We start from the raw sequence: 23,788 nt of genomic DNA, 5'->3' as shown, positions 1-23,788 counted from the left end.
ATGAATTTCATCGACAATCCCCGCAAGCTTCGCGGCTTCGAAAAGCATATCAGGGTCGAGAAGGTCTCGCGCCGCAGCATCCTGAAGGGGCTCGGCGTCACCGGTGGCTTCGTGCTTGCCGCGCCCGTGATGTCGCGCCAGGCGCTCGCCTATGAGACAGGCGCCGGAAAGATGCCGCACGGCGTCGTGGTCGATCCGCGCGTGTTCGTTTCGGTCGCGCCTGATGGGATCGTCACCATCGTCGGGCACCGCTCCGAAATGGGCACTGGCGTGCGCACCAGCCTGCCGCTGATCGTGGCCGAGGAAATGGAAGCCGACTGGTCCAGGGTCAAGGTGCAGCAGGCCCATGGCGACGAGGTCAAGTTCGGCAACCAGGACACCGACGGCTCGCGCAGCACGCGGCACTATCTGATCCCGATGCGCCAGATCGGCGCCTCCGCCCGCACCATGCTGGAGCAGGCCGCGGCGAAACGCTGGAAGGTGCCGGCGACCGAGGTCAAGGCCGTCAATCACGAGGTCGTCCACAGCGCCAGCGGACGCAAGCTCGGCTTCGGCGAGCTTGCTGCCGACGCCGCCAAGGAATCGGTGCCGAGCATCGAAGGCCTCAAGCTGAAGGACCCCCGGGATTTCCGCTATCTCGGCAAGGGCCAGATCGGCATCGTCGATCTCCACGACATCACCACCGGGAAGGCGCGATACGGCGCCGACGTACGCTTGCCCGGCATGAAGTACGCGGTGATCGCGCGGCCGCCGGTGACCGGCGGCAAGCTGGTCAAGTTCGAGCCGGACGAGGCGCTGAAGGTGCCCGGCGTCGAAAAGGTGATGCAGGTGCAGGGCTGGCCGTGGCCGTCGAAATTCCAGCCGCTCGGCGGCGTCGCCGTGATCGCGCGCAACACCGGCGCGGCGATCAAGGGCCGCGATGCGCTGAAGCTGACCTGGGACGACGGCCCCAACGGCAAGTACGAGTCGGCCGCCTATCGCAAGGAGCTCGAGGAGGCCTCGCGCAAGCCCGGCCTGGTCCTGCGCCAGGAGGGCGATGCGGACGCCGCCCTGAAGGGCGCCGACAAGGTCATCGTCGGCGAGTACTACATCCCGCACCTCGCCCATGTCAGCATGGAGCCGCCGGTGGCGGTGGCCGACGTCAAAGGCGACAAGGCCGAGATCTGGGCGCCGGTGCAGAGCCCGGGCGGCACGCGCGAGGATGTCGCCAAGACGCTCGGCATTCCGGAAGCGAACGTCACCGTCAACGTGACGCTGCTCGGCGGCGGTTTCGGCCGCAAGTCGAAATGCGACTTTGCGCTCGAGGCCGCGCTCCTGTCGAAGGAGCTCGGCGCACCGGTCAAGGTGCAGTGGACGCGGGAGGACGACATACACAACGGCTTCCTGCACACCGTCTCGGTCGAGCGGATCGAGGCCGGTCTCGACAAGAGCGGCAAGGTGATCGCCTGGCGCCACCGTAGCGTGGCCCCCAGCATCGCCTCGACCTTTGCGGCCGGCACGGTGCATCAGGCGCCATTCGAAATCGGCATGGGCCTCGTCGACATGCCGTTCGAGATCGCCAACATCTCTTGCGAGAATCCGGAAGCGGCCGCGCACACCCGCATCGGCTGGTTCCGCTCGGTCTCGAACATCCCGCGCGCCTTCGCGGTGCAGTCGATGGTCGGCGAGATCGCGCAGGCCACAGGCCGCGACCAGAAGGAGACGCTGCTCGCGCTGATCGGAAGTCCGCGCATCGTCAAGCCGGCGGTGAAGGATCTCTGGAACTACGGCGAGCCCTTTGACAGCTACCCGATCGACACCGCGCGCCTGCGCAAGGTGGTCGAGCTGGTCGCCGAGAAGGGCGAATGGGGACGCCAGGTGCCGAAGGGGCACGGTCTCGGCATCGCCGTCCACCGCAGCTTCGTCAGCTACATCGCAACCATCGTCGAGGTCGCCGTCGATGAGAAGGGCAAACTGACGGTGCCGCGGGTCGACACCGCGATCGACTGCGGCACCTATGTCAACCCCGAGCGCATCGCCTCGCAGATCGAGGGCGCGGCGATCATGGGCCTGAGCATCGCCAAATACGGCGAGATCACGTTCAAGGACGGCAAGGTGCAGCAGAAGAACTTTGACGACTTCCAGGTCGTCAGGATGGACGACTCTCCTGTCGTGACCAACGTCTACATTGTGCCGCCCGGTCCGGACACGCCGCCGAGCGGCGTCGGCGAGCCCGGCGTGCCGCCGTTCGCACCGGCGCTGATCAATGCCATCTTCGCGGCGACCGGAAAACGCATCCGGAGCTTGCCGCTCGGCAAGCAATTGGAGGCGTAGACACGGAACAGAGGCGGCCTCGCGCCGTTTCCATCGATCTGACAGGAGCAGATCGATGATCAACATCTCAAGGGCGCTCGCAGTCTCGCTGTCGGGCGCCTTTCTTTTGGCTGCCGCAGGCGCATCCGCCCAGAGCAACGCCACGCCCCCGACCACAGCCACGCGCCCCACCGCGCCGGACCAGAACTCGCTACCCAACGCCAACGCTCCGCCGGCGTCGACGACCCAGACCACCGGTCAGCACAATCCGGATCCGAAGGTTCAGGAGATGAACCAGAAGGAGAAGGACAAGGTGGACCGGCAGGGGAAGTAGGCTGTACGCGCACCGACGTTTCCGCCATCGCCGATGCGCGTTGATGCGCCCTCTCCCCTTGTTGTGGGAGAGGGCAGCGACGCTGGTAGATGCGCACTCACTTGGGTGAGGGGTCTCCATCCTCATGAACGGTTTGCGCGCGGATAGAACCCCTCATCCGGCACCGTAGCCGAAGCTTGGCTTCGGCGTTCTCAAGTACGGCGGCCGAAGGCCGCCTATGCCACCTTCTCCCACAAGGGGAGAAGGAAGAAGGCCCACGCAAAATGCGGCGGACGTTGCCGTCCGCCGCATTCGCCACCCCCCTGCTGCTCCGCCTTCGTCGATCCGCCCGCGGAGCTATTTCTTCAGCGCGAACACCCAGATCACGCCGCCCTGCGGCACGTTGGCCTCGATGCCGATGTTGTTGGTCGCCAGCGCATCCTGGATACGTTGCGCGTCCACGCCCCATCCCGACTGGATCGCGATGTACTGGATGCCGTCGACCTCATAGGACACCGGCATGCCCATGATGCCGGAGTTGGTCTTCTGCTCCCACAACAGCTCACCGGTCTTGGCGTTGAAAGCGCGGAAGTTGCGGTCGTTGGTGCCGCCAGCGAAGACGAGATCGCCCGCGGTTGCCGTGACCGATCCGAACAGCTGCGACTTCGGGAAATTGTGCTGCCACACCTTCTTGCCGGTGACGGGATCCCACGCCTGCAGCTCGCCGAAATGATCGGCGCCGGGCTTTGTCTTCAGCCCGATGTCTTCGGGCTTGGTACCGAGCCAGAGCTCACCCGGCTTGAGCGCAACCTTCTCGCCGGTGAAGCCACCGCAGAAGTTCTCGTTGGCGGGCACGTAGACCAGCTTGGTCCTTTCGCTATAGGCCGCCGACGGCCAATCCTTGCCGCCCCACAGCGACGGGCAGAACTCCACCCGCTTGCCGATCACCGGCTTATGCGCGGGATCGACGATCGGCTTGCCGCTCTCGGCATCGATGCCCTTCCAGACATCGGTCGAGACGAATGGCCAGCCGGCGACGTAGTTGATTTTGGTCGGCGTGCGCTCGAGCACCCAGAAGATCGCGTCGCGCCCCGGATGGACCAGGCTCTTGATGTTGCGGCCATCGCGTTGCAGGTCGATCAGCATCGGCGCCTCGACCTCGTCCCAATCCCAGGAATCGTTCTGGTGATATTGGTGATAGGTCTTGATCTTGCCGTTGTTCGGATCGAGCGCGAGCACCGACGAGGTGTAGAGATTGTCGCCGGGATGAGTCTCGCCGGGCCATGGCGCCGCATTGCCGACGCCCCAATAGATCGTCTTGGTGTCCTTGTCGTAATTGCCGGTCATCCAGGCCGAGCCGCCGCCGTTCTTCCAGTCGTCGCCCTGCCAGGTGTCGTGGCCGGGCTCGCCTTCGCCGGGGATGGTGTAGGTCCGCCACAACTCCTTGCCGTCCTTGGCGTCGAAAGCGGCGACATAGCCGCGCACGCCGAACTCGCCGCCTGAGCCACCGACGATGACCTTGCCGTCGACGATCAGCGGCATCAGCGTCATGTACTGGCCCTTCTTGTAGTCCTGCACCTTGGTGTCCCACACCACCTTGCCGGACTTGGCATCGAGCGCGACGACGTGGTCGTCGGTGGTGGCGAGATAGAGCTTGTCCTCCCAGAGGCCGACGCCGCGGCTGGTCGGATGCAGCTGGAACAGATCATCCGGAAGTTGCCGCTTGTAGCGCCAGTATTCGTCGCCGGTCTTCGCGTTCAATGCTATCACCTGCCCCATCGGGGTCGCCACGAACATCACACCGTTGTTGACGATGGGCGGCGCCTCGTGGCCTTCGACCACGCCGGTGGCAAAGGTCCAGACCGGCGTGAGATTCTTCACGTTCGAGGCGTTGATCTGGTCGAGCGGGCTGTAGCCCTGCCCGTCATAGGTCCGCCGGTAGAGCATCCAGTTGGCGGGTTCCGGATTTTCCAGCCGCTGCGCGGTGACCGGCGTGTAGCTCTCGATCGGACCGGCGATTGCGGCGGTCGCGGCAAGACAGGTGAAGGCGACGAAGCCGGACAGGTACCATTGCTTCCTGGTCATGGACGTTCCCCTTTTCATCCGTTTGAATTCTTGTTGTGAATTCTTGTCGTTCGTCCCGTCGTCCGCCCGTCGGCGGATGCGGCCTCTCGTGACGCGGGCATACCCCGCACCGTCCATCATCCAGGCTGCGCGCCACCTACCTTTCCGATGAAGTTGCCGGCGACGCTGAGCGATCCATCAGCGAGCGCGAGCGGCAGCGCCGCGAGCCGCCGCGGCGCCGGTCCGAACACGACCTGTGCGCCCGCGCGAGGATCGTATTCGGAGTTGTGGCACATGCACTTGAACACCTCCTTGTCGCCGACATCGCTCTTGACCCAGGCGGTGACGGGACAGCCGGCATGCGAGCAGATCGCCGAATAGGCGAGGATGCCATCGACGGCACGCTCACGGGTCTTTTCGTCGAGCTCGTTGGGATCGAGGCGGATGATCAGGATCTCGTTGAGCCGGGATGCACTGCGCACCACCGATGTCTTGGGATCCTTGGGCCAGGCATGCACCGGCGGCCCGCCGGCCGCCAGATCGGCCAACGTGACCGGCTTTCCTTCCCGGTCGCCTTCGGAGAAGACGAGCACGTCACCTTTCTGAGGCCGTTCGTCGGAGCCGGGCGCATCCTCGCCGGCGCGCGCCTGAGTGGAACAGCCGAGGCATGCGGTGGTGGCGAGTGCACCGAGCAACAGCGTTCGCCGCGTCTGCTCGGTGCCCGCGTCAACTTCAGGTTCCGCAGCACTCTCGGAGGGTGAAGATGTGGTGTTGAACGATGCGCAAGCCATGCCCGCTAGCAGGCGCTGGAACTCTGCCGAAAACAAGGCGAAGACTTGGCACCGCAGTGCATCAATATGGCTTTGCTCGCGTTGATTGAATGAGAATGAACGCGAGCAAGCGTGTTTTCGCAAATTCTACTTCGCATTGCGCGAACAGCATGATGATTTTGCAGATCAGACCGATGCTACAGGAATTGGTGCAACGCGCCATCACGCGATGCGTGCTGCACGTTTCTCAGGCACGCATTTTGTATTCACGACCTGAGCACGTGACGCGGTGAAGCGATGCGGCCTGCAACAGTTGCCGACGCCATCTCAAAACTGTCGGCGATGCGACGCGCCTTGTCGATGAGGAGCGCGGCCGCCGGAGGTGGACAGACTTCGCGTGCGGTCTGTTCGAACAGATCGAGCCAGCGATCGAAATGGCCGCCGACCAGGCTCAGCGGCAGATGCGCCCGCATCGGCGAGCCATGATAGCGGCCGCTCATCAGCACGACCGACGACCAGAAATCCCTAAGCTTGGCGAGATGCTCGTCCCAATTCTGCACGATCGCAAACACCGGCCCCAGCAGCGCGTCCTCGCGCACGCGCCCGTAAAAGCGGGTGACGAGTTCCCCGATCATCTCCTCAGTGATCCCGGTCCGCTCGATCGCATCCTGGGTCAACAGGTTCCGTCGCACAGCCGCAGCTTCGCGCTCGGCCTTCAGTCGATCCGACATGTCCTTTGTTTTCCGTTCCGTTGTTCCCGCAAGGCCGCCCGTTCGACATTGTCGGGCCAATCGCGCGCGGCGTCTTTGTCGCAGCGCAAATTGCGGGATCTGGCGGCGGACGCTCGACGCCCGCCGCCGACGCCTTGATCAGGCGTTGTAAGTGTAGAAACCCTGCCCGGTCTTGCGACCGAGATGGCCGGCATCGACCATCTCTTTGAGCAGCGGCGCTGGCCGATATTTGGGATCGTTGAAGCCTTTGTAAAAGACCTCCATGACCGAGAGCATGGTGTCAAGGCCGACGAGATCGGCGAGCGCCAGCGGTCCGATCGGGTGGTTGCAGCCGAGCTTCATGCCGGCGTCGATCTCTTCCGCGGTCGCGATGCCTTCCTGGAGCGCGAAGATCGCTTCGTTGATCATCGGGCAGAGGATGCGGTTGACAGCGAAGCCCGGGCTGTTCTTGGCGGTGATCGCCACCTTGCCGACGCGCTGGGCGAAATCGAGCGCCTTGGCGTGCGTGTCGTCGGAGGTCTGCAGGCCGCGGATCAATTCCAGCAGCGCCATCACCGGCACCGGGTTGAAGAAGTGCATGCCGATGAAACGATCGGGGCGGTCGGTCGCCGCCGCGAGCTTGGTGATCGAGATCGAGGAGGTGTTGGTCGCAACCAGCGTGCGCGGCGACAGCGTCGCGCAGAGATCCTTCAGGATCTTGACCTTGAGCTCCTCGTTCTCGGTTGCAGCCTCGATGACGAGGTCGCAATCCGACAGCTTCGCGCGGTCGGTCGTGCCGGTGATGCGCTTGAGCGTCGCCTCACGGTCGGCCGCCGACATCTTCTCTTTCTTGACCAGGCGCTCGAGGCTACTGCCAACGGTCGACAGGCCGCGGTTCACCGCCGCGTCGGAGATGTCGACCATCACGACCGAGAGCCCGGCCGCCGCGCAGATCTGCGCGATACCGTTCCCCATGGTGCCTGCCCCGATGATGCCAACGCTCTGGATCATTGCCTCATATCCTTCATCCTAGCGGGCCAGCCGGCTACCGGCCCGGCCCCATTGTTTCTGCATCAGGGTCTAGCACCGCCAAGGGACGCCTGCGACCTGATCCTGCCCCTTCCTTAAAGCATCCAAGGAGGGAATAAAGCCGTTCGTCCGCGGCGAAAAGGCATGATTTGGCACCGTTGGAGCCTGTTTTTGCCCGGGTTTGCGCCACATCCCGCCTCCGCCGCCCCTCATCTCACCCGAGACGCAGCACCTTGCCCGGATTCATGATGTTGTCGGGGTCGAGCGCCCGCTTGATCGTGCGCATGATGTCGAGCTCGGTCCTGGAGCGATAGTGCTGGAGCTCGTCGAGCTTCTCGATGCCGATGCCGTGTTCGGCCGAGATCGAGCCGCCCATCGAGGTGATGAGGTCGTTGACGGCCCGTGTGATCGCCGGGGAATACTGGCCGAGCGTGGCGCGATCCATGCCCTTCGGACCCATGAAGGAGAAGTGCACATTGCCGTCGCCGATGTGGCCGAGCGGATAAGGGCGGATCGTCGGCAGGATGTCGAGCGCGGACTTCAGGCCCTTGTCGATGAATTCGGGAATCCGGGAGATTGCGACCGACACGTCGTAGCTCAGACCGGGCCCCTCGGCGCGTGAGGCCTCGGCCACGCTCTCGCGAATGCGCCACATGTTGCGCGACTGCGTTTCGGTTTGCGCGATCACCGCATCGAGCACCCGGCCCGCCTCGAGCTGATCAGCCAGAAACTGCTCCATCCTGTCCGACATGCCTGCACCGCCGTCCTGCCGCGGGCGGGCCGACGACCATTCGAGCAGGAGATACCAATCGGTCTCCGCCTTGAGAGGATCCTGGGCGCCGGGAATATGCCGCAGCACCATATCGATGCATGCGCGGCTCATCAGCTCGCAGGAGCTGACATTGTCGTCGGAGGCGGCATGCGCCTCCGACAGGAGCTCGATCGCAGCACTGGGATCGCGGATCGCGAGCCATGTCGTGCAGACGTCCTTCGGCGTGGGCCAGAGCTTCAGCACCGCCTTGGTGATGATGCCGAGCGTGCCTTCGGCGCCCATGAACAGGTGCTTGAGGTCGTAGCCGGTGTTGTCCTTCTTGAGCGCACGCAGCCCGTCCCAGACATCGCCGTTGGCCAAGACGACCTCGAGACCCAGCACCAGATTGCGCGCATTGCCGTAGCGCAACACCTGCACGCCGCCGGCGTTGGTAGAGAGATTACCCCCGATCATGCACGAGCCCTGCGCGCCCAGGCTGAGCGGAAACAAGCGGTCATGGCGCGCGGCGATGTCCTGAAGCGTCTGGAGGATGCAGCCCGCCTCCACGGTCATGGTGTAGCCGACGGGATCGACATGCAGCACGTGGTTCATGCGGCCGAGCGAGAGCAGGATGCCGCGGTGCGCAGGCCACGGCGTGGCACCACCCATCAGGCCGGTGTTGCCGCCTTGCGGCACGATGGCAATGCCGTTGTCGTGGCAGAGCTTGACGACCGCGGAGACTTCCGCGGTGCTGGCCGGTCGCACGACCGCTGCAGCCTGCCCTGCGAGCTCGCCGCGCCAGTCGGTCACGAACGGCCGTTTGTCGTGCTCATCCAGGATCAGGCCCTTGTCGCCCAAGATGACTCGCAGGCGGTCGAGAACGGCTGGGGTCACGGGCGCGGTCGGAATGGAGGGAGCGGTGACAAGGGCAGCACCCGGCATCTGTTCCTCTCTTTGCGGCTCCTCTGCGCAGCCTTGGGCTGCGCCGGCCCCTTCTTTGTTGTTTTCAGGTCTTGCGTTTGCACGATGAGGCTAGCATGAAGGCCGCGCTTGGGGGAACGTCGCCCGACATGTGGCCCGCGCGGATCTGCCGAGCATGCCGACGGAAAGTGCCCTTCCGCCGAGGCCCCGCATCCCCTAGTGTGCCGGATCAACCCGGATTGGAGATCATGAGCCGCTTCTGGAGTCCCGTCGTCCAAACGCTTTCGCCCTATGTGCCGGGCGAGCAGCCGAAGCAGGACGGCGTCGTCAAGCTCAACACCAACGAGAATCCCTATCCGCCCTCGCCGCGCGTGCTGACGGCGATCGCGTCCGCTGCGGAGCGGCTGCGCCTCTATCCCGACCCGCACGCCACACGCCTGCGCGAGGCGATCGCGGCCCATAGTGACGTTGCGCCCGAGCAGGTGTTCGTCGGCAACGGATCGGACGAGGTTCTGGCCCACACCTTCCAGGCGCTCCTGAAGCACGATAGGCCGCTTCTGTTTCCCGACGTCACCTATAGCTTCTACCCGGTCTATTGCCGCCTCTATGGCATAGCGCATGACGAAGTGCCGCTCGATGCCGCGATGAGGATCGAGATCGCCGGCTACAGGCGGCCGTCGAGCGCCATCCTGCTCTGCAATCCCAATGCGCCCACCGGTATCGCCCTTTCGCGCGAGGCGATCGCCGCACTGCTCGCGGAAAATCCGGACCGGCTGGTGGTGGTGGACGAGGCCTATGTCGATTTCGGCGCCGAGAGCGCCGTGCCGCTCGTTGCGCGCCACGACAATCTGCTGGTCATCCAGACCTTCTCGAAGTCGCGCTCGCTCGCGGGCCTCAGGGTCGGATTTGCCATCGGCCAGCGGCCGCTGATCGAGGCGCTGGAGCGGGTGAAGGACAGCTTCAACTCCTATCCCGTCGACTGTCTCGCGATCGCCGGCGCCGTCGCCGCCATCGAGGACGACGCATGGTTCCTCGAGACCCGCGCCCGTATCATCGCAAGCCGCGACGTGTTGGCGCGCGATCTCGGGCAACTTGGCTTCGAGGTATTGCCCTCGCTTGCGAACTTCGTGTTCGCACGTCATCGCAGCCGGAGCGGTACCGATCTCGCGGCCGCACTCCGCCAGCGCGGCGTGCTGGTCCGGAATTTCAAGAAGCCGCGCATCGAGGACTTCCTGCGCATCACGGTCGGAACGGATGAGCAGTGCGGCCGGCTGATTGAGGTCCTGCGCGGGTTGTTCTGACCAAGGCTTTTCCGGGCGCACGCCGGGCGCTCTGCGACCTTTTTGTGACATAAGCCACATCGGCTGGGTGCGCGACCTGTTAGCGTCGCGCACATGACGAAACCCATCAAGCTCCCCATCATCCTCGCCGCTCTGCTCGTCGCCACGCAAAGCCTCGCCGCCGAGATCGAAGGAGCCGGCTCAACCTTCGTTTCGCCCGTGATGGCGAAATGGATCGACGCGTACAAGGCCAGGACCGGAAACATCGTCAACTATCAAGCGGTCGGCTCGAGCACCGGTGTCGGCCTGATCAAGACAGGAGCCGTCGATTTCGGCGCAAGTGACATGCCGCTCGATCCCAAAGAGCTGGATAGGCTCGGCTTGATGCAATTCCCGATCGTGATCGGGGGCGTCGTGCCTGTCGTCAATATCGACGGCGTCAAGCCCGGCCAGATACGCTTCACCGGCCAGATGCTCGCCGACATCCATCTCGGCCGGCTCAAATCCTGGAACGATCCGGCCATTCGCGCGATCAATCCCGATATCAGGCTGCCGAATGCGCCGATCACGGTGGTCCATCGCATCGACGGATCCGGGACCACGTTCAACTGGTCGAACTACCTCTCGAAGGTCAGCCCGCAATGGAAGACAAGCGTGGGCGAAGGCACCTCGGTCGAATGGCCGCTTGGCCTCGGCGGCCGGGGCAATGACGGCGTCGCCTCGCTCGTCAGCCTGGTCCCAGGCGCGATCGGCTATCTCGAATACACCTATGCGCTGCAGCGGCTGGATCGAATCTCGTTTGGCATCGTGCAGAACAGCGCCGGCAATTTCGTCGTCCCCGATGCCGCCTCGTTCCAGGCGGCAGCCTCGAGCGCGGACTGGAAGGCGGAGAAGGACTTCCATCTCGTGCTCACCAACGCACCCGGCGAAGATGCCTACCCGATCACGGCCACCACCTTCGTGCTGATGCCGAAGACGCCGAAATCACAGGAGCGATCGGCAGGCGTGATCGACTTCGTCCGCTGGTCGCTGGAGAATGGCAAGCCCCAGGCCGAAACGTTGAACTACGTTCCGCTGCCCACCGCCTTGATCGGGCAGATCGAACGCTACTGGCAGCAGAACCTCGACGCCTCCACCGTCTCGGCGTCGGCAACCGCCAAACGCTGAGACTGCTCCCGGACCTGGCGTCGATCGAGATTGACGGCGAATAGCCTCGACCCGATTGACAGCGCGCCATTATTTCAATAATCGTTGAAATATGGAAAAGATGGACGCCGTCGCGGCGCTCGCCGCGCTTGCCCAGGACAACCGCCTCGACGTGTTCCGCCTGCTGGTGCAGGCCGGACCTGACGGCATGGCGGCGGGCGCGGTCTCCGAGGCGCTGGATCTCGCGCCGAACACGCTGACATTTCACTTCGACCGGCTGCGGATGGCGGGCCTTGCCACCGTGCGGCGCGAGGGGCGCTCAATGATCTATGCGGCGCGGTTCGAGACCATGAACGCGCTCGTCGGCTTCCTCACCGAGAACTGCTGTGGCGGAACGTCATGCACGCCGGCCCCCGCCTGCAAGCCCGCGCGCAAGCGCAACAGAGTGCCAGCCTGAAAGGAAGAGCATGAAGCGCCTGCACGTTCACGTGTCCGTCGAGGACCTCTCTCACTCCATCCGATTCTACTCGGCCCTGTTCGCGAGCGAGCCCTCGGTCGTGAAATCCGACTATGCCAAATGGATGCTCGAAGACCCTCGCGTGAATTTTGCGATCTCGACGCGCGGACGCGAGCCCGGTCTCGACCATCTCGGCATCCAGGTCGAGACCGGCGACGAGCTCCAGGAGGTCTATGCGCGGCTGCGTCAGGCTGGCGGCAACATCATCGAACAGGGCGAGACGACCTGCTGCTACGCGAAATCGGAGAAATCCTGGATTGACGATCCCGCCGGCATCGCCTGGGAGACATTCCACACCACCGGCGAGAGCACCGACTACGGCGACGGCACCGGCGAGAACGGCGCGCGGGTTGCACATGCCAAGCAGGCAGAAAAGCAATCGGCCTGCTGCGCGCCTCAGGCGGCGCCGAAGCAATCGTCGGCCTGCTGCTGAAGATCCAGCCATGGACGCGATCATCTACCACAATCCCGCTTGCGGCACCTCGCGCAACACGCTCGCAATGATCCGCCACGCCGGCATCGAGCCGCATGTGATCGAGTATCTGAAGACGCCGCCGTCGCGGGCAATGTTGCAGCAGCTCGTCCAGCGCATGGGGCTTTCCGTACGCGAGCTGCTGCGCGAAAAGGGCACGCCCTATGCCGAGCTCGGGCTCGGCAACGCCGCGCTGACCGACGACCAGCTTCTCGATGCGATGCTGGCGCACCCGATCCTCATCAACAGGCCGATCGTGGTCACGCCGAAAGGCGCAAGACTCTGTCGCCCGTCGGAGCTGGTATTGGATCTGCTGCCGGCGCAGCAGGGCGAGTTCGTCAAGGAAGACGGCGAGCGGGTCCGGCTGGAGCGCGGCGCCTGATGCCAGGGCTGGCGCGCCGTGCCTTCGCCGAATGGCTCGGGACCGCCTTCCTGCTTGCCGCGGTGGTCGGTTCGGGGATCATGGCACAGAAGCTTTCGGGCGGAAATATCGCGCTCGCGCTCCTGTGCAACACGATCGCCACCGGCGCGATCCTGGTCTCGCTGATCCTCACCTTCGCCTCCGTGTCGGGCGCCCATTTCAATCCGGCGGTGACGCTGGCCTTCACCCTGCGCGGCGAGATGGCCTGGAGCAATGCGGCGATCTACGTCGCCGCACAGACCACCGGCGCAATCGCCGGCGTATGGATCGCGCATCTGATGTTCGAGCTTCCGGTCCTCCAGCTTTCCCTGACGCAGCGTACCGGAGCCGGACAATGGCTTGCCGAAGCCGCAGCGACCTTCGGCCTGCTGCTGACGATCTTCGGCGTCGCGTCCCGAACACAACCCGCCGTGCCTTACGCGGTCGGCCTGTACATCACCTCGGCGTACTGGTTCACGGCCTCGACGTCCTTTGCCAATCCGGCGGTCACCATCGCTAGGTCGCTGTCCAATACCTTCGCGGGCATCGCCCCGCAGGGCGTGCCGGCCTTCATCGCTGCGCAGCTCGTCGGCGCGCTTCTCGCCGTTCCGCTTGCGTGCTGGCTTTGGGGCGGCGCGCGGGCGAAGCAGAATGCCCAGCTGCACGCATCCTGACGCCGGGACGGCTGCGGCATTTGCAGCCGGATGAATCGGGTTTTCAAAACGCTCCTGCCGAGTATGCTGTGATCGCCTTCGATGGCGGGCGATGGCTCGCTGCTTTGCTCCAGACGGCGAAATTTGCAGGGACCGCCCGTGACGCGCTTTTGCAACCTCGACATCGATGCCCCGGAGGCATACGGCCGAAACCCGAAGTTCAGGCGCGGATGAACGACTTCGCGCGATCCATCGGCGCCGCCTTCACGCTGATCGGCGAGGCCGACGCCGAGCTTCTCGGCATCGTCGCATTGTCGGTCCGCGTCAGCCTGACCGCGAGCATCGTCGCGCTGCTGATCGGCGCACCGTTTGGCGCCCTGCTTGCGATCACCCGTTTCCGCGGACGGCAAATCATCATCGTGCTGACCAATGCGCTGCTCGGCCTGCCGCCGGTCGTGGTCGGGCTCGCGCTCTATCTGCTGCTGTCGCGGTCCGGCCCGCTCGGGGCCGCCGGCCTGCTGTTCACGCCTACCGCCATGGTGATCGCGCAGACGCTGCTCGCCACGCCGATCGTGGTGGCGCTGGTGCATCGGCCGGCGAGCCTGCTCTGGGCGGAGTATGGCGATCTGGCGCGGATCGACGGTCTGTCGGCCCTGCGCAGCATGGCGCTCCTGCTCGCGCTGGGACGGACCTCGCTGCTGACGGCCTTTCTCGCGGCCTTCGGCCGCGCCATCGCGGAGGTCGGCGCCATCATCATCGTCGGCGGCAACATCCGCGGCTTTACGCGCACGATGACGACCGCGATCGCGCTGGAGACCAGCAAGGGCGACCTGCCGCTGGCGCTGGGTCTCGGGCTGATCCTGCTCGCACTGAGCGTTGCGGTGTCGACCGTCGCCTTCTTGCTAGTTGGCCGCGTTGGGGAAAAATAGCTGCTCGCCGCCGACCTTGTAGCCGGCAATCGCCTGCTGTCCCTTCGGAGACACCAGCCAGTCGATGAAGGCCTGCCCATCCTGTGCCTTCACGTTCGAATGCTTGGCCGGATTGACCAGCATGACGCCATACTGGTTGAAGAGCCGCTTGTCGCCCTCGGTGAGGATGGCGAGCTCGCCGCGATTCCTGAACGACAACCAGGTGCCACGATCCGACAGCAGATAGGCGTTCGAGGACGAGGCCATGTTCAGCGCGGGCCCCATGCCCTGGCCGATCTCGCGATACCAGCTGTCCTTGCCGGAACTGACATCGACACCCGCATCCTTCCACAATCTCAGTTCGGCTGCGTGCGTGCCGGACTTGTCGCCGCGCGAGATGAACGGGGCCTTTGCCGCGGCGATCCTGCGCAGCGCGTCGGTGACGTCCTTGCTGCCGGCAATCTGCGCCGGATCGCTTTTCGGGCCGATGATGATGAAGTCGTTGTACATCACGTCAAAGCGCTTCACGCCCTGCCCTTCCGACATGAACTTGTCTTCGGCAGGCCTGTCATGGACGAACACCACGTCGGCATCACCGCGCCGCCCGATGTCCAGCGCCTGGCCGGTGCCGACGGCAACGACCTTCACGTCGATGCCCTCGGCCTTCGAGAACAGCGGCAGCAGATGGCCGAACAATCCCGACTGCTCGGTCGACGTCGTCGAGGCCACCGTGATGGTGCGATTCTGCGCGAATGCAATGGTGGACCAGAGCAGAACTGCTCCGATGGCGACTATTCTTTTCATGCCTCGTCCTCACACCAGATGCCCGGGAGTTCCAAGCTAACCTTGAGAGCGCACCACAGGAACCCCCACATTCGGTGCAACTCACATTGCTGCGACGCGCCACGCCCGAGTTTGGAACGCCCCCTCCACGCACAGGTTGTCTCGGGCAATGCAGGAGAACAACATGAAGAAGATCATTCTGGCATCGGCGTGCATCATGGCGCTGGCGACCGGCAGCGCCTTCGCTCAGACACAACCCGCTCCAGGCGCGTCCGGTCAAGGCGAGGTCGGTCCCTCGTCGCGAGGCCCTGCCACCAAGGGGATGACGACGGGGCGTTCCTCGAACATGCAGAACGAGGCTGCCGACAGCAAGGGCAAGCAGTCGCCTTCGGCCGGCGGCAGCAACACCAACAACATGGGCAGCCAGGCCGGCGGTGGCGCAGGCTCCGGGAAGTAACCGCGATATCGTGGGAGGGGACGGATGTCCCCTCCTCTCCCACGGGAAGGCAAGATCGATCGGCAGTGTCGCGCCGCGCCACAGATTCGAATCGAGAGCCTAGCCAGCGACGCGCGCATGTTCTGCAATTGGTCCCACCTACATTGACATCGGTGTGACGGCCGGGGCAGTTTTTCACATTGCTGACGAATCAGCGATTGCCTCACGCCGAGTACCTCTTGGACAACTCCCAGTGCTTTCGAGACTGATATCGTTGCTGCACCGCATCCCTGCGGTGAAATGGGCGTTGACCCGGCTTCGGCCCTCGCCGCACGGCGGCGGCATCGACGCCGCCCCGATTGCCGCAAACGACTCACCCGCCCTCATCGTCGACGCTGCAGAAACGGCGCCGGCTCCGAGCGTCAGCATCAGCGCCGATCCACTGCCCAGTGACGCAGACGTCGCAGTCGCCGCGGACGAAGCCACAATCTCTGTCGTCGCGGAGGGCCCCTCGGCAGCGCCGACCGATGAGAGCATCACCGACGATTCATGCCGGGAGACGCCGACAGAAGCCGAGCCGGTCGTCGTGGCGGAGACTGCAATCTCGCCGGCCGACCTCGCGCCCGAGTCGACCAATGTTCCCGAGTTCATCATCGACAACGATCCGCCGGCCGAAGATTCGGCCGACGTTGCGCCCGACGAGACCGAGCAGGCCGTGGGCGCATCTGTCGAGGCCGAACGAGAATCGGTCAACGCCGAGCCCATTGCTATCAGCAGAGATCCATCTCCCGAGCTTCCGACCGGCATCGAGCCCGTCGTCGCGGAGGAGACCGAGGCCGTGTCTGTCGACGGCGCGATCGCGCCGGTTGACGCCCTCGTCGTCAACGACGATCACTCCCCTGGCATTCCCGCGGATGTCGAACCGGCCGTAGCAGACGCACTCTGCGTCGCGCTTGGCGTCAGCGAAGCCGCGGTGGAGGACGTCTCCGAAAGCGGCATCGACAACGCGCCGTCCTCCAGCGACGCGGTCGAGATCGAGCCGGTCCCCGCGAACGATCCTGCGCCGGTCGTCGCCGCAGCCGCCACTGAGAGCTCCTCGGACGACACGCCCGGAATCGTCACGGACATCGCGCCGGAGCAGGACTTGCGCCTCCGGCGCCCGATGTCCGCAGCACACCGAAAGTTCGCGCCAAGCCCGCGGAACCGGCCGATCGTGCCGCGCTGATCCGGCAGCGCTGGACCGAGACCGGGATCAGGATGTGGAATCCGCGGCTTCACGGCACCGGCGATGCCACGCTGAACATCCAGGGCAGCATCGAGCTGCTGCCGCCTGCCCCCGGTGAGACCATGCCGCGCTACGACAAGCTGGAATTCAGGATGCTCGGCGGGCAGATCGTGTGCGAGGGCGTCATCGTCGAGGCGCCCGCGCAGGCCGGCCATCGCAGCTTCACCCGGCTCGCCGAGCCGCGAGTTCCGGACCGGGTTCGTGAATCCGCGCGGGAACGCCAGGCCGCACTCGCCTGATCCTTTTCTCTGCGAAGAATGCTCGCCATATGCTAGGCTGATGCCCCGGCTATGGGAGATCGCATGCGCGCGACATCGTTGCGATTGATCGTCATCGCGGCCCTCTGCTTCTCGCAAGGAGCCTTTGCAGCGTCCAGCAAACGGCCGCGTCACGTGCCGCCAACGGCGCATGCCGCCGATGCCGCACCGCGCTACAAAGTCGACCGGCTTTCGTCCTCGCGTGGCGAGACGATCCTCAACACGCCTGGCCAGACCACCGTGCTGACGCGAGAGGTCCTCGACGACATGAAGGCGACGAGCCTGCGGGACGCCATGCGCTCGACCGCGGGCGTGACGATCGGGCGATAGGCACTTCCTCCCTTCAGGGAATTGGATAGCCCTTCCACACCCACTCCAGCGCCGACGGCAGTGTCTGCGCGATCGTCGGGCGATCGACGTGCTTGGCGTTGCGCACGAACAGGAACTGGTAATGATAGCCCTTCTCCGCCAACACCTTCGCCATCAGGGCGTTCGACAGCGTCCAGTCGTGCATGCCGTCGGGAATGGTGGGGTTCGGATAGAACAGATCCTGGTCGCCGCCGAAGAACCAGAAGCGGATCGGCTTCGTCGGTGCGGCCACCATCAGCGGCACGCCGGGCGGATCGGAGGGGGTCAGCACGCCTGCTTTCCAGATGAGGTTGGGACCGGCCGGCCCCGTCCACGCACTGTGATATTCCCAGGCGCCACCGCGTAGCGACGGATCGTGCGGCCATTGCTGGTTGACCATGGTCGGCGAGAAAGCCAGCACGCGGTGATAGAGATCTGGATAGAACCACGCCATGGTGAAGGCGGCAGCGCCGCTCGAGCTCAGCCCCATGGTCGCGCGGCCATCGGGATTTCTGGTCAGCTTGACGTCGGCGTTCTTCTCGACAAGCGGCAGCACCTCGCGTTCGACGAATTGCGCGTAGACGCCTGACACCGCGTCATATTCGCGGCCGCGCTGGCTGCCCTGCGCGTCCTGGCCGCCATTGCCGATCTGGATCGCGATCATCGGCGGCACCCGCCGCTGCGCGATCAGATTGTCGAGCGTGGTGGCGAGGTCCTTGTAGGCGTTCGAGCCACCGTCGCCGACCACGATGAACGGCGCCTCGCTGCCGCGTACATACTGCGCGGGCACGTAAACATCGACCGTGCGCGACCAGATTCCGGGATGGCTGGTGGTGATGACCATATGCGACTTGTCGTCAGGTGCCGTGACGGTCGTCATGATCGAGGAATTGGTGCAGCCGGCGACGTCGTCGCGGATCAGGCCGGGATTGTAGATCGTGCTCTCCTTCGAGGAGAGCGTGAAGGATTTCGTCGTTCCGCGCGGCACGCCCTCCTTCGCGATCGTCTCCGGCGCGGGATTGTGGGTGGGACCGATGATGAAATTGCCTTCCGCGCCCGGCGGCGGCAGCGTTCCGTCCGGCAATTCGGTCGCGCGCGGGTAATTGGCACTGAGGGGATCGCGCGTCGGCGGCGCCGTCTTGAAGTCGAGACCCGTGGTGTCGATGAAGAACGGTGCGGCCTTGTCGGTGGTGTTGGCGCCCGGCGGCACGGCCATATTCTGGGTGACGCAGGCCGGCTGCGCCACACTTGCCGAGACGGAGACGAAAGCAATCAGCGTCCCCGCGAGGACGGATAATGAAATTGTCATTTCAGCTCCCGGTGCTGACGAGTCTTTCCGGCCCGTCTTGACGCAAAGTATGGCGGCCTCCTTTCGCGCGGTCAAACGTCAACCGGTCGCGTTGCGGCAAGGCCGCCATGCTCAAACCGGAGAGGCGCGCTTATTCCGCGGATACGGCCGGATATTTGACGGCGTGAGGTGGTTGCTGCCGCAGCGAGCGCGACGTAACTTAATCGCCGGTCGCGCCGTACGAGAGTCGCGTCCGATCAAAAATGAAGAACAATTCGGGAGGCAGACTATGAGAAGGCTCGCGGCCGCGCTTTGTGCACTGGCCCTGCTCTCAACTGGCGCGCAGGCGCGGACCATCAAGGATTTCCTGGCAATCGCCATGAAGAACTGGACGGCGCCGTTCGAGCCGTTCCAGCTCATCGGAAACATCTACTATGTCGGCACCGACGGCATTGCCGTCTACGTCATCAAGACGTCGCAGGGCCTGATCCTGATGGATACGGCGATGCCGCAGTCGACCGGCATGATCAAGGACAACATCGCCAAGCTCGGCTTCAAGGTCGCCGACATCAAGATCATTCTCAACTCGCACGCGCATCTCGACCACACCGGCGGCTTTGCCGAGATCAAGAAGGAGACCGGCGCACAGCTCATCGCCGGCGAGCGCGACAAGCCGCTGCTCGAAGGCGGCTATTATCCGGGCGACGAGAAGAACGAGGATCTCGCCTTCCCCGCGGTGAAGGTCGACCGTACCATCAAGGAAGGCGACAAGGTCACGCTTGGCGACACAACGCTCACCGCGCATGCAACGCCCGGCCATTCGCCGGGTTGCACCAGCTGGGAGATGACCGTCAAGGACGGCAGGGAGGATCGCGAAGTGCTGTTTTTCTGTAGCGGCACGGTGGCGCTGAACCGCCTGGTCGGCCAGCCCACCTATCCCGGCATCGTCGATGACTACCGTGCGACCTACGACAAGGTGAAGGCGATGAAGATCGACGTGCTGCTCGGACCGCATCCGGAAGTCTATGGCATGCAGGCCAAGCGCGCGGAGATGAAGGACGGCGCACCGAACGCGTTCGTCAAGCCGGGCGAGCTCGCAACTTACGCAACCAGCCTCTCCGAGGAATTCGACAAGCAGCTCGCGAAGCAGACCGCCGCGCTGGAGAAGAAATAGCGGCCGGCAGGTGCTGCCCGCCTCTCCCCAGCGACGGAGGGGGGTCGGCAACACGTTGTGCCGGCGCCATGGTTAGCAGAGTGTAGCCGCGGCTCTGCAGCACTTTGCAGTTGATAAGGCTCGCTTCCCCCGCCTCGTATCGTTAACGCGGCCTCACCAATGCACGCGGCCGGAAATTCCTGCGGCCGCGTGCAACCTGTACTGGCCTTTCCGCATGGAACCCGTCTAACGCGCCCTTTACCCCTGCCGTGCAAGATCGCTCCCGTTTTGAAGGGATCCGGGGCGCGTATTGCAATGCCTGTCGCCAATTTGAAGTCTCATATCGCCGCCGCGACGCGGCTGTTTCGCGTGCCGGCCGACAATCCGGACCTGACGCGCGCGCAGTTCGACGCCTTCTCCAAGCAGATCCCGCTGCTCTACTTCATCCTCATGAGCAACACGATCGCCGTCGCCTACACCTTTGTGAACGTGGCGCCGGACTGGCTGACGATGATCGTGCCGAGCGTGCTCACCGTGCTGGCGGCTCTGCGTACCTTCTGGTGGCTGCGCCAGCGTCATCTCGTGCGCAGCGATGCCGACATCCTTCGCAACCTGCGCGCCACCAACTGGATGACGCTGCCGATCGGCGCGGGCTTCACCGCCTGGTCCTTCGCGCTCTTCCCTTACGGCGATCCCTTCGCCAAGAGCCAGGTGGCCTTCTACATGGCCGTCACCGTAATCGGCTGCATCTTCTCGCTGATGCATCTGCGCTCCGCGGCGCTGATCGTGACGCTGGTCGTCGACGTACCCTATGTGCTGTTCTTCTGGGCCACCGGCGAGCCGACGCTGAAGGCGATCGCGGTCAACAACCTGCTCGTCTCGGGCGCGATGGTGACGGTGCTGGTCATCTACTATCGCGACTTCGCCGATCTCGTCGCCAGCCGCAAATCGCTGCTCGCACAACAGGCTGCGACGCAAGCGCTGTCGGACGAGAATTTCCGCCTCGCCAATCTCGATTCCCTCACCGAGCTGCCGAACCGCCGCCGCTTCTTCGCCGAGCTGTCGAGTGCCTTCACCGATGCCGAGCGCAGGAACGTTCGCGTCGCGGTCGGCATCATCGATCTCGACGGCTTCAAGCCGATCAACGACAATTACGGTCACTCGGTCGGCGATCGCGTGCTGATCGAGGCCGGCCGGCGCATTCGCGAGGTCTGCGAGGGTTTTGGTCCGCAGCGGGTCGAATTCGCCCGACTCGGCGGCGACGAATTCGGTCTCGTTGTGTGCGGCGATCCCGATGATGCGGATCTGCTCCGGCTTGGCCAGCGCATCGGCGATCAGGTCAAGCTTCCCTATCAACTCGACACCGCACATACGGGGCTGTCCTGCTCGATCGGCTTTGCGTTGTTCCCGCAATCGGCGACGACGGCGGAAGCGCTCTACGAGTGCGCCGATTATTCGCTCTATCACGCCAAGCGCCATCTGCGCGGCCGCACCGTGATCTTCTCGAGCGAGCTCGAGGCCGAGATCCGCAGCCGCGGCGTGATCGAGAACCTGCTGCGCACCGCCGATTTCGGCACCGAGATGGACCTGGTGTTCCAGCCGATCGTGGACGCCATGAGCGAGCACACCGCCGGCTTCGAGGTGCTGGCGCGCTGGCACAGCTCCCGCCTTGGCCTCGTGTCGCCGGCCGACTTCATCCCGGCCGCCGAACGCATCGGCCTGATCCGGCCGCTGACCCAGGCGCTGCTGGTTCGCGCGCTCGCAACGGCCAAGACCTGGCCCGACCACATCCGCCTGTCGTTCAACCTCTCCGCTCACGACGTCTGCGCGGCCGAGGGTATCCTGCCGCTGATCTCGATCATCGAGAAGAGCGGACTGCCGCCGCACCGGATCGACTTCGAGATCACCGAGACCGCCGTTACCTTCGACTTCGTGCGTGCACAGCAGTCGATCGCAACGCTGAAGGCGATGGGCTGTGGCATTTCGCTGGACGATTTCGGCACCGGCTATTCCTCGCTGAGCCACGTGCACCGGCTGCCGCTCGACAAGATCAAGATCGACCGCAGCTTCGTCGCCGACATCAACGACAATCCGGTGAGTCACAAGATCATCAAGTCGCTCACGGGCCTGTGCGACGACATGGAGATCGCCTGCGTCGTCGAGGGCGTCGAGACGCGCGCCCAGCTCGATACCCTGCGGCGGCTGGGATGCGACTTCATCCAGGGCTATTATTTCGCAAAGCCGATGCCGGCCGACGCGATCGGCGACTACCTCGCGAACGAAGGCCGGCGCCTCGGCGGCGCCGGAGCCAAGATCGTGGCCTGAGGCGTAGCTATTTCGCCAGGCTCGGCAGATCGAGCCCTTTGTCACGAGCGCAGTCGATCGCGATGTCGTAACCCGCGTCGGCGTGGCGCATGACACCGCTGGCAGGATCGTTCCAGAGCACGCGCTCGATGCGCCTGGCCGCTTCCGGCGTGCCGTCGGCGACGATCACCATGCCGGCATGCTGCGAATAGCCGATGCCGACGCCGCCGCCATGATGCAGCGAGACCCAGGTCGCGCCGCTGGCGCAATTGAGCAGTGCGTTGAGCAGGGGCCAGTCGGACACCGCGTCCGATCCGTCCTTCATCGCCTCGGTCTCGCGGTTGGGACTCGCCACCGAGCCGCTGTCGAGATGATCGCGGCCGATCACGACCGGCGCTTTCAACTCGCCGCGCGCCACCATCTCGTTGAAGGCAAGGCCGAGGCGATGGCGATCGCCGAGGCCGACCCAGCAGATCCGCGCTGGCAGGCCCTGGAACTTGATGCGCTCCTTGGCCATGTCGAGCCAGTTGTGCAGATGCTTGTCGTCAGGCATCAGCTCCTTGACCCTGGCGTCGGTCTTGAAGATGTCCTCGGGATCGCCCGACAGCGCGGCCCAGCGGAACGGCCCGACGCCGCGGCAGAACAGGGGACGGATATAGGCGGGAACAAAGCCGGGGAAATCGAACGCGTTCTTCAGGCCCATGTCCTGCGCCATCTGACGGATGTTGTTGCCGTAATCGAGCGTCGGAATGCCCTGCGCGTGGAAATCCAGCATGGCCTGGACGTGCTCGACCATCGACGTCTTCGAGGCGCGCTCGACCGTCTTTGGATCAGAGGCGCGCTTGGCCTCCCAATCGGCGAGCGTCCAGCCCTTCGGCAAATAGCCGTTGATCGGATCGTGCGCGCTGGTCTGGTCGGTGACGATGTCGGGCTTGACGCCGCGGCGGACCAGTTCCGGAAAAATCTCCGCGGCATTGCCGAGCAGGCCGACCGAGACGGCCTTCTTCGTCTTCGCGGCGTCCGCCATGATCGCGAGCGCTTCATCGAGCGTTGCAGCCTGCCGGTCGAGATAGCCGGTGCGCAAGCGCATCTCGATGCGGCTCGGCTGGCATTCGACAGCAAGCATCGATGCGCCGGCCATGGTTGCGGCCAGCGGCTGCGCACCGCCCATGCCGCCGAGGCCGGCGGTCAGGATCCATTTGCCGGCGAGGCTGCCGCCATAATGGCGACGGCCGACTTCGACGAAGGTTTCGTAGGTGCCCTGCACGATGCCCTGGCTGCCGATATAGATCCACGAGCCCGCCGTCATCTGGCCGTACATCATCAGGCCCTGGCGATCGAGCTCGTTGAAATGATCGAGCGTCGCCCAATGCGGGACGATGTTGGAGTTCGCGATCAGCACGCGCGGCGCATCGGCGTGGGTGCGGAAGACGCCGACGGGCTTGCCGGACTGCACCAGCAGCGTCTGGTCGCCTTCGAGCTTGCGCAAGGCGGCCGTGATCCGGTCGAAGCTCTCCCAGTCGCGCGCGGCGCGGCCGATACCGCCGTAGACAACCAGCTCGCTCGGACGCTCCGCCACATCAGGATCGAGATTGTTCATCAGCATGCGCAAGGGCGCTTCCGTCAGCCAGCTCTTGGCGCTGATCTCGCTGCCGCGCGGGGCGCGAATGGTGCGGTCATTGTCCAGTCGGCGGTTCATGCGGAACAC

General features: G+C 64.7%; 23 protein-coding genes. 15 read left to right on the top strand and 8 right to left on the bottom strand.

What is annotated here, in order from left to right; all coding sequences use genetic code 11:
* Both QA649_RS15665 and QA649_RS15660 read left to right on the top strand, forming a co-directional pair.
* The gene (locus tag QA649_RS15665) at window positions 1-2,313 is read left to right on the top strand and encodes a molybdopterin cofactor-binding domain-containing protein (protein WP_283024979.1); all 2,313 of its coding nucleotides are present in this window, start codon (window positions 1-3) and stop codon (window positions 2,311-2,313) included.
* Between the two features lie 55 nt (window positions 2,314-2,368).
* Window positions 2,369-2,626, top strand: a complete 258-nt coding sequence (locus QA649_RS15660) for a hypothetical protein (protein ID WP_283024978.1) — start codon at window positions 2,369-2,371, stop codon at window positions 2,624-2,626.
* Between the two features lie 336 nt (window positions 2,627-2,962).
* On the opposite strand, the gene QA649_RS15655 is transcribed toward QA649_RS15660, so the two are convergent.
* From QA649_RS15655 to QA649_RS15635, 5 genes are all read right to left on the bottom strand, one after another.
* Window positions 2,963-4,690, bottom strand: a complete 1,728-nt coding sequence (locus tag QA649_RS15655; protein WP_283024977.1) for a methanol/ethanol family PQQ-dependent dehydrogenase — start codon at window positions 4,688-4,690, stop codon at window positions 2,963-2,965.
* A 116-nt stretch (window positions 4,691-4,806) separates the two neighbouring features.
* On the bottom strand, window positions 4,807-5,460 hold the full coding sequence (locus QA649_RS15650; RefSeq protein ID WP_283026034.1) for a Rieske 2Fe-2S domain-containing protein: 654 nt from the start codon (window positions 5,458-5,460) through the stop codon (window positions 4,807-4,809).
* 245 nt (window positions 5,461-5,705) lie between these two features.
* Window positions 5,706-6,170 carry a group III truncated hemoglobin gene (locus QA649_RS15645; protein ID WP_283024976.1) on the bottom strand — a complete coding sequence of 155 codons (465 nt, stop codon included), beginning with the start codon at window positions 6,168-6,170 and terminating at the stop codon, window positions 5,706-5,708.
* Between the two features lie 138 nt (window positions 6,171-6,308).
* Window positions 6,309-7,160, bottom strand: a complete 852-nt coding sequence (locus QA649_RS15640; protein ID WP_283024975.1) for a 3-hydroxybutyryl-CoA dehydrogenase — start codon at window positions 7,158-7,160, stop codon at window positions 6,309-6,311.
* 232 nt (window positions 7,161-7,392) lie between these two features.
* Window positions 7,393-8,871, bottom strand: a complete 1,479-nt coding sequence (locus QA649_RS15635) for an FAD-binding oxidoreductase (protein ID WP_283024974.1) — start codon at window positions 8,869-8,871, stop codon at window positions 7,393-7,395.
* A gap of 227 nt (window positions 8,872-9,098) precedes the next feature.
* Between QA649_RS15635 and hisC the strand changes: the two genes are divergently transcribed.
* The 7 genes from hisC (at window position 9,099) to QA649_RS15600 (ending at window position 14,247) form a co-directional block, all read left to right on the top strand.
* Window positions 9,099-10,151 (top strand): histidinol-phosphate transaminase, encoded by a 1,053-nt coding sequence (hisC, locus tag QA649_RS15630; RefSeq protein WP_283024973.1) that lies wholly within the window; start codon window positions 9,099-9,101, stop codon window positions 10,149-10,151.
* Between the two features lie 93 nt (window positions 10,152-10,244).
* Window positions 10,245-11,297: a phosphate ABC transporter substrate-binding protein PstS gene (gene pstS / locus QA649_RS15625; protein WP_283024972.1), complete on the top strand. Its 1,053-nt coding sequence runs from the start codon at window positions 10,245-10,247 to the stop codon at window positions 11,295-11,297.
* A 91-nt stretch (window positions 11,298-11,388) separates the two neighbouring features.
* Window positions 11,389-11,733 carry a helix-turn-helix transcriptional regulator gene (locus QA649_RS15620; protein ID WP_349254068.1) on the top strand — a complete coding sequence of 115 codons (345 nt, stop codon included), beginning with the start codon at window positions 11,389-11,391 and terminating at the stop codon, window positions 11,731-11,733.
* 10 nt (window positions 11,734-11,743) lie between these two features.
* Window positions 11,744-12,226, top strand: a complete 483-nt coding sequence (locus QA649_RS15615) for an ArsI/CadI family heavy metal resistance metalloenzyme (protein WP_283024970.1) — start codon at window positions 11,744-11,746, stop codon at window positions 12,224-12,226.
* A gap of 10 nt (window positions 12,227-12,236) precedes the next feature.
* Window positions 12,237-12,647 carry an arsenate reductase (glutaredoxin) gene (gene arsC / locus QA649_RS15610; RefSeq protein ID WP_283024969.1) on the top strand — a complete coding sequence of 137 codons (411 nt, stop codon included), beginning with the start codon at window positions 12,237-12,239 and terminating at the stop codon, window positions 12,645-12,647.
* Window positions 12,647-13,339, top strand: coding sequence for an MIP/aquaporin family protein (locus QA649_RS15605; RefSeq protein WP_283024968.1), 693 nt, complete (start codon window positions 12,647-12,649; stop codon window positions 13,337-13,339). Before arsC ends, QA649_RS15605 begins: the two co-directional genes overlap by 1 nt.
* Window positions 13,340-13,548: 209 nt before the next feature.
* Window positions 13,549-14,247 carry an ABC transporter permease gene (locus tag QA649_RS15600; RefSeq protein ID WP_283024967.1) on the top strand — a complete coding sequence of 233 codons (699 nt, stop codon included), beginning with the start codon at window positions 13,549-13,551 and terminating at the stop codon, window positions 14,245-14,247.
* Here the strand turns inward: QA649_RS15600 and QA649_RS15595 are convergent.
* Entirely contained in the window at window positions 14,221-15,030 is an 810-nt protein-coding gene (locus tag QA649_RS15595) for a substrate-binding domain-containing protein (RefSeq protein WP_283024966.1), read from the bottom strand. The two genes, QA649_RS15600 and QA649_RS15595, sit on opposite strands and share 27 nt — an antisense overlap.
* A 163-nt stretch (window positions 15,031-15,193) precedes the next feature.
* On the opposite strand from QA649_RS15595, the gene QA649_RS15590 reads away from it, so the two are divergent.
* The 4 genes from QA649_RS15590 (at window position 15,194) to QA649_RS15580 (ending at window position 17,317) form a co-directional block, all read left to right on the top strand.
* Window positions 15,194-15,466: a hypothetical protein gene (locus tag QA649_RS15590; protein ID WP_283024965.1), complete on the top strand. Its 273-nt coding sequence runs from the start codon at window positions 15,194-15,196 to the stop codon at window positions 15,464-15,466.
* 253 nt (window positions 15,467-15,719) lie between these two features.
* Window positions 15,720-16,670: a hypothetical protein gene (locus tag QA649_RS15585; protein WP_349254067.1), complete on the top strand. Its 951-nt coding sequence runs from the start codon at window positions 15,720-15,722 to the stop codon at window positions 16,668-16,670.
* A gap of 32 nt (window positions 16,671-16,702) precedes the next feature.
* Window positions 16,703-16,969, top strand: a complete 267-nt coding sequence (locus QA649_RS42950; protein WP_349254066.1) for a hypothetical protein — start codon at window positions 16,703-16,705, stop codon at window positions 16,967-16,969.
* Window positions 16,970-17,032: 63 nt separating this feature from the next.
* Window positions 17,033-17,317 (top strand): TonB-dependent receptor plug domain-containing protein, encoded by a 285-nt coding sequence (locus QA649_RS15580; protein WP_283024964.1) that lies wholly within the window; start codon window positions 17,033-17,035, stop codon window positions 17,315-17,317.
* A 13-nt stretch (window positions 17,318-17,330) separates the two neighbouring features.
* Here the strand turns inward: QA649_RS15580 and QA649_RS15575 are convergent, their stop codons facing one another.
* A complete protein-coding gene (locus tag QA649_RS15575; protein ID WP_283024963.1) occupies window positions 17,331-18,644 on the bottom strand; it encodes an alpha/beta hydrolase-fold protein in 1,314 nt (437 codons plus the stop codon).
* Between the two features lie 268 nt (window positions 18,645-18,912).
* On the opposite strand from QA649_RS15575, the gene blaBJP reads away from it, so the two are divergent.
* Window positions 18,913-19,797, top strand: a complete 885-nt coding sequence (gene blaBJP / locus QA649_RS15570; protein ID WP_283024962.1) for a BJP family subclass B3 metallo-beta-lactamase — start codon at window positions 18,913-18,915, stop codon at window positions 19,795-19,797.
* A 294-nt stretch (window positions 19,798-20,091) separates the two neighbouring features.
* Window positions 20,092-22,101 (top strand): EAL domain-containing protein, encoded by a 2,010-nt coding sequence (locus tag QA649_RS15565; protein ID WP_283024961.1) that lies wholly within the window; start codon window positions 20,092-20,094, stop codon window positions 22,099-22,101.
* A 7-nt stretch (window positions 22,102-22,108) separates the two neighbouring features.
* Here QA649_RS15565 and hutU read toward each other — a convergent pair whose 3' ends face one another.
* The gene (gene hutU, locus QA649_RS15560) at window positions 22,109-23,779 is read right to left on the bottom strand and encodes a urocanate hydratase (RefSeq protein WP_283024960.1); all 1,671 of its coding nucleotides are present in this window, start codon (window positions 23,777-23,779) and stop codon (window positions 22,109-22,111) included.
* Window positions 23,780-23,788: the final 9 nt, after the last annotated feature.

The sequence above is a fragment of the Bradyrhizobium sp. CB1717 genome (genome assembly GCF_029714325.1).
Classification (GTDB): domain Bacteria; phylum Pseudomonadota; class Alphaproteobacteria; order Rhizobiales; family Xanthobacteraceae; genus Bradyrhizobium.
Note: the sequence above shows the minus strand (reverse complement) of the source record. Positions and strands in the feature narration are given on the sequence as shown.

What these genes read in the sequence shown, in the direction of transcription:
- QA649_RS15665 (WP_283024979.1), top strand. Translation starts at nt 1, where the DNA reads ATGAATTTCATCGACAATCCCCGCAAGCTTCGCGGCTTCGAAAAGCAT.
- QA649_RS15660 (WP_283024978.1), top strand. Translation starts at nt 2,369, where the DNA reads ATGATCAACATCTCAAGGGCGCTCGCAGTCTCGCTGTCGGGCGCCTTT.
- QA649_RS15655 (WP_283024977.1), bottom strand. Translation starts at nt 4,690, where the DNA reads ATGACCAGGAAGCAATGGTACCTGTCCGGCTTCGTCGCCTTCACCTGT.
- QA649_RS15650 (WP_283026034.1), bottom strand. Translation starts at nt 5,460, where the DNA reads ATGGCTTGCGCATCGTTCAACACCACATCTTCACCCTCCGAGAGTGCT.
- QA649_RS15645 (WP_283024976.1), bottom strand. Translation starts at nt 6,170, where the DNA reads ATGTCGGATCGACTGAAGGCCGAGCGCGAAGCTGCGGCTGTGCGACGG.
- QA649_RS15640 (WP_283024975.1), bottom strand. Translation starts at nt 7,160, where the DNA reads ATGATCCAGAGCGTTGGCATCATCGGGGCAGGCACCATGGGGAACGGT.
- QA649_RS15635 (WP_283024974.1), bottom strand. Translation starts at nt 8,871, where the DNA reads ATGCCGGGTGCTGCCCTTGTCACCGCTCCCTCCATTCCGACCGCGCCC.
- hisC (WP_283024973.1), top strand. Translation starts at nt 9,099, where the DNA reads ATGAGCCGCTTCTGGAGTCCCGTCGTCCAAACGCTTTCGCCCTATGTG.
- pstS (WP_283024972.1), top strand. Translation starts at nt 10,245, where the DNA reads ATGACGAAACCCATCAAGCTCCCCATCATCCTCGCCGCTCTGCTCGTC.
- QA649_RS15620 (WP_349254068.1), top strand. Translation starts at nt 11,389, where the DNA reads ATGGAAAAGATGGACGCCGTCGCGGCGCTCGCCGCGCTTGCCCAGGAC.
- QA649_RS15615 (WP_283024970.1), top strand. Translation starts at nt 11,744, where the DNA reads ATGAAGCGCCTGCACGTTCACGTGTCCGTCGAGGACCTCTCTCACTCC.
- arsC (WP_283024969.1), top strand. Translation starts at nt 12,237, where the DNA reads ATGGACGCGATCATCTACCACAATCCCGCTTGCGGCACCTCGCGCAAC.
- QA649_RS15605 (WP_283024968.1), top strand. Translation starts at nt 12,647, where the DNA reads ATGCCAGGGCTGGCGCGCCGTGCCTTCGCCGAATGGCTCGGGACCGCC.
- QA649_RS15600 (WP_283024967.1), top strand. Translation starts at nt 13,549, where the DNA reads ATGAACGACTTCGCGCGATCCATCGGCGCCGCCTTCACGCTGATCGGC.
- QA649_RS15595 (WP_283024966.1), bottom strand. Translation starts at nt 15,030, where the DNA reads ATGAAAAGAATAGTCGCCATCGGAGCAGTTCTGCTCTGGTCCACCATT.
- QA649_RS15590 (WP_283024965.1), top strand. Translation starts at nt 15,194, where the DNA reads ATGAAGAAGATCATTCTGGCATCGGCGTGCATCATGGCGCTGGCGACC.
- QA649_RS42950 (WP_349254066.1), top strand. Translation starts at nt 16,703, where the DNA reads ATGTGGAATCCGCGGCTTCACGGCACCGGCGATGCCACGCTGAACATC.
- QA649_RS15580 (WP_283024964.1), top strand. Translation starts at nt 17,033, where the DNA reads ATGCGCGCGACATCGTTGCGATTGATCGTCATCGCGGCCCTCTGCTTC.
- QA649_RS15575 (WP_283024963.1), bottom strand. Translation starts at nt 18,644, where the DNA reads ATGACAATTTCATTATCCGTCCTCGCGGGGACGCTGATTGCTTTCGTC.
- blaBJP (WP_283024962.1), top strand. Translation starts at nt 18,913, where the DNA reads ATGAGAAGGCTCGCGGCCGCGCTTTGTGCACTGGCCCTGCTCTCAACT.
- QA649_RS15565 (WP_283024961.1), top strand. Translation starts at nt 20,092, where the DNA reads ATGCCTGTCGCCAATTTGAAGTCTCATATCGCCGCCGCGACGCGGCTG.
- hutU (WP_283024960.1), bottom strand. Translation starts at nt 23,779, where the DNA reads ATGAACCGCCGACTGGACAATGACCGCACCATTCGCGCCCCGCGCGGC.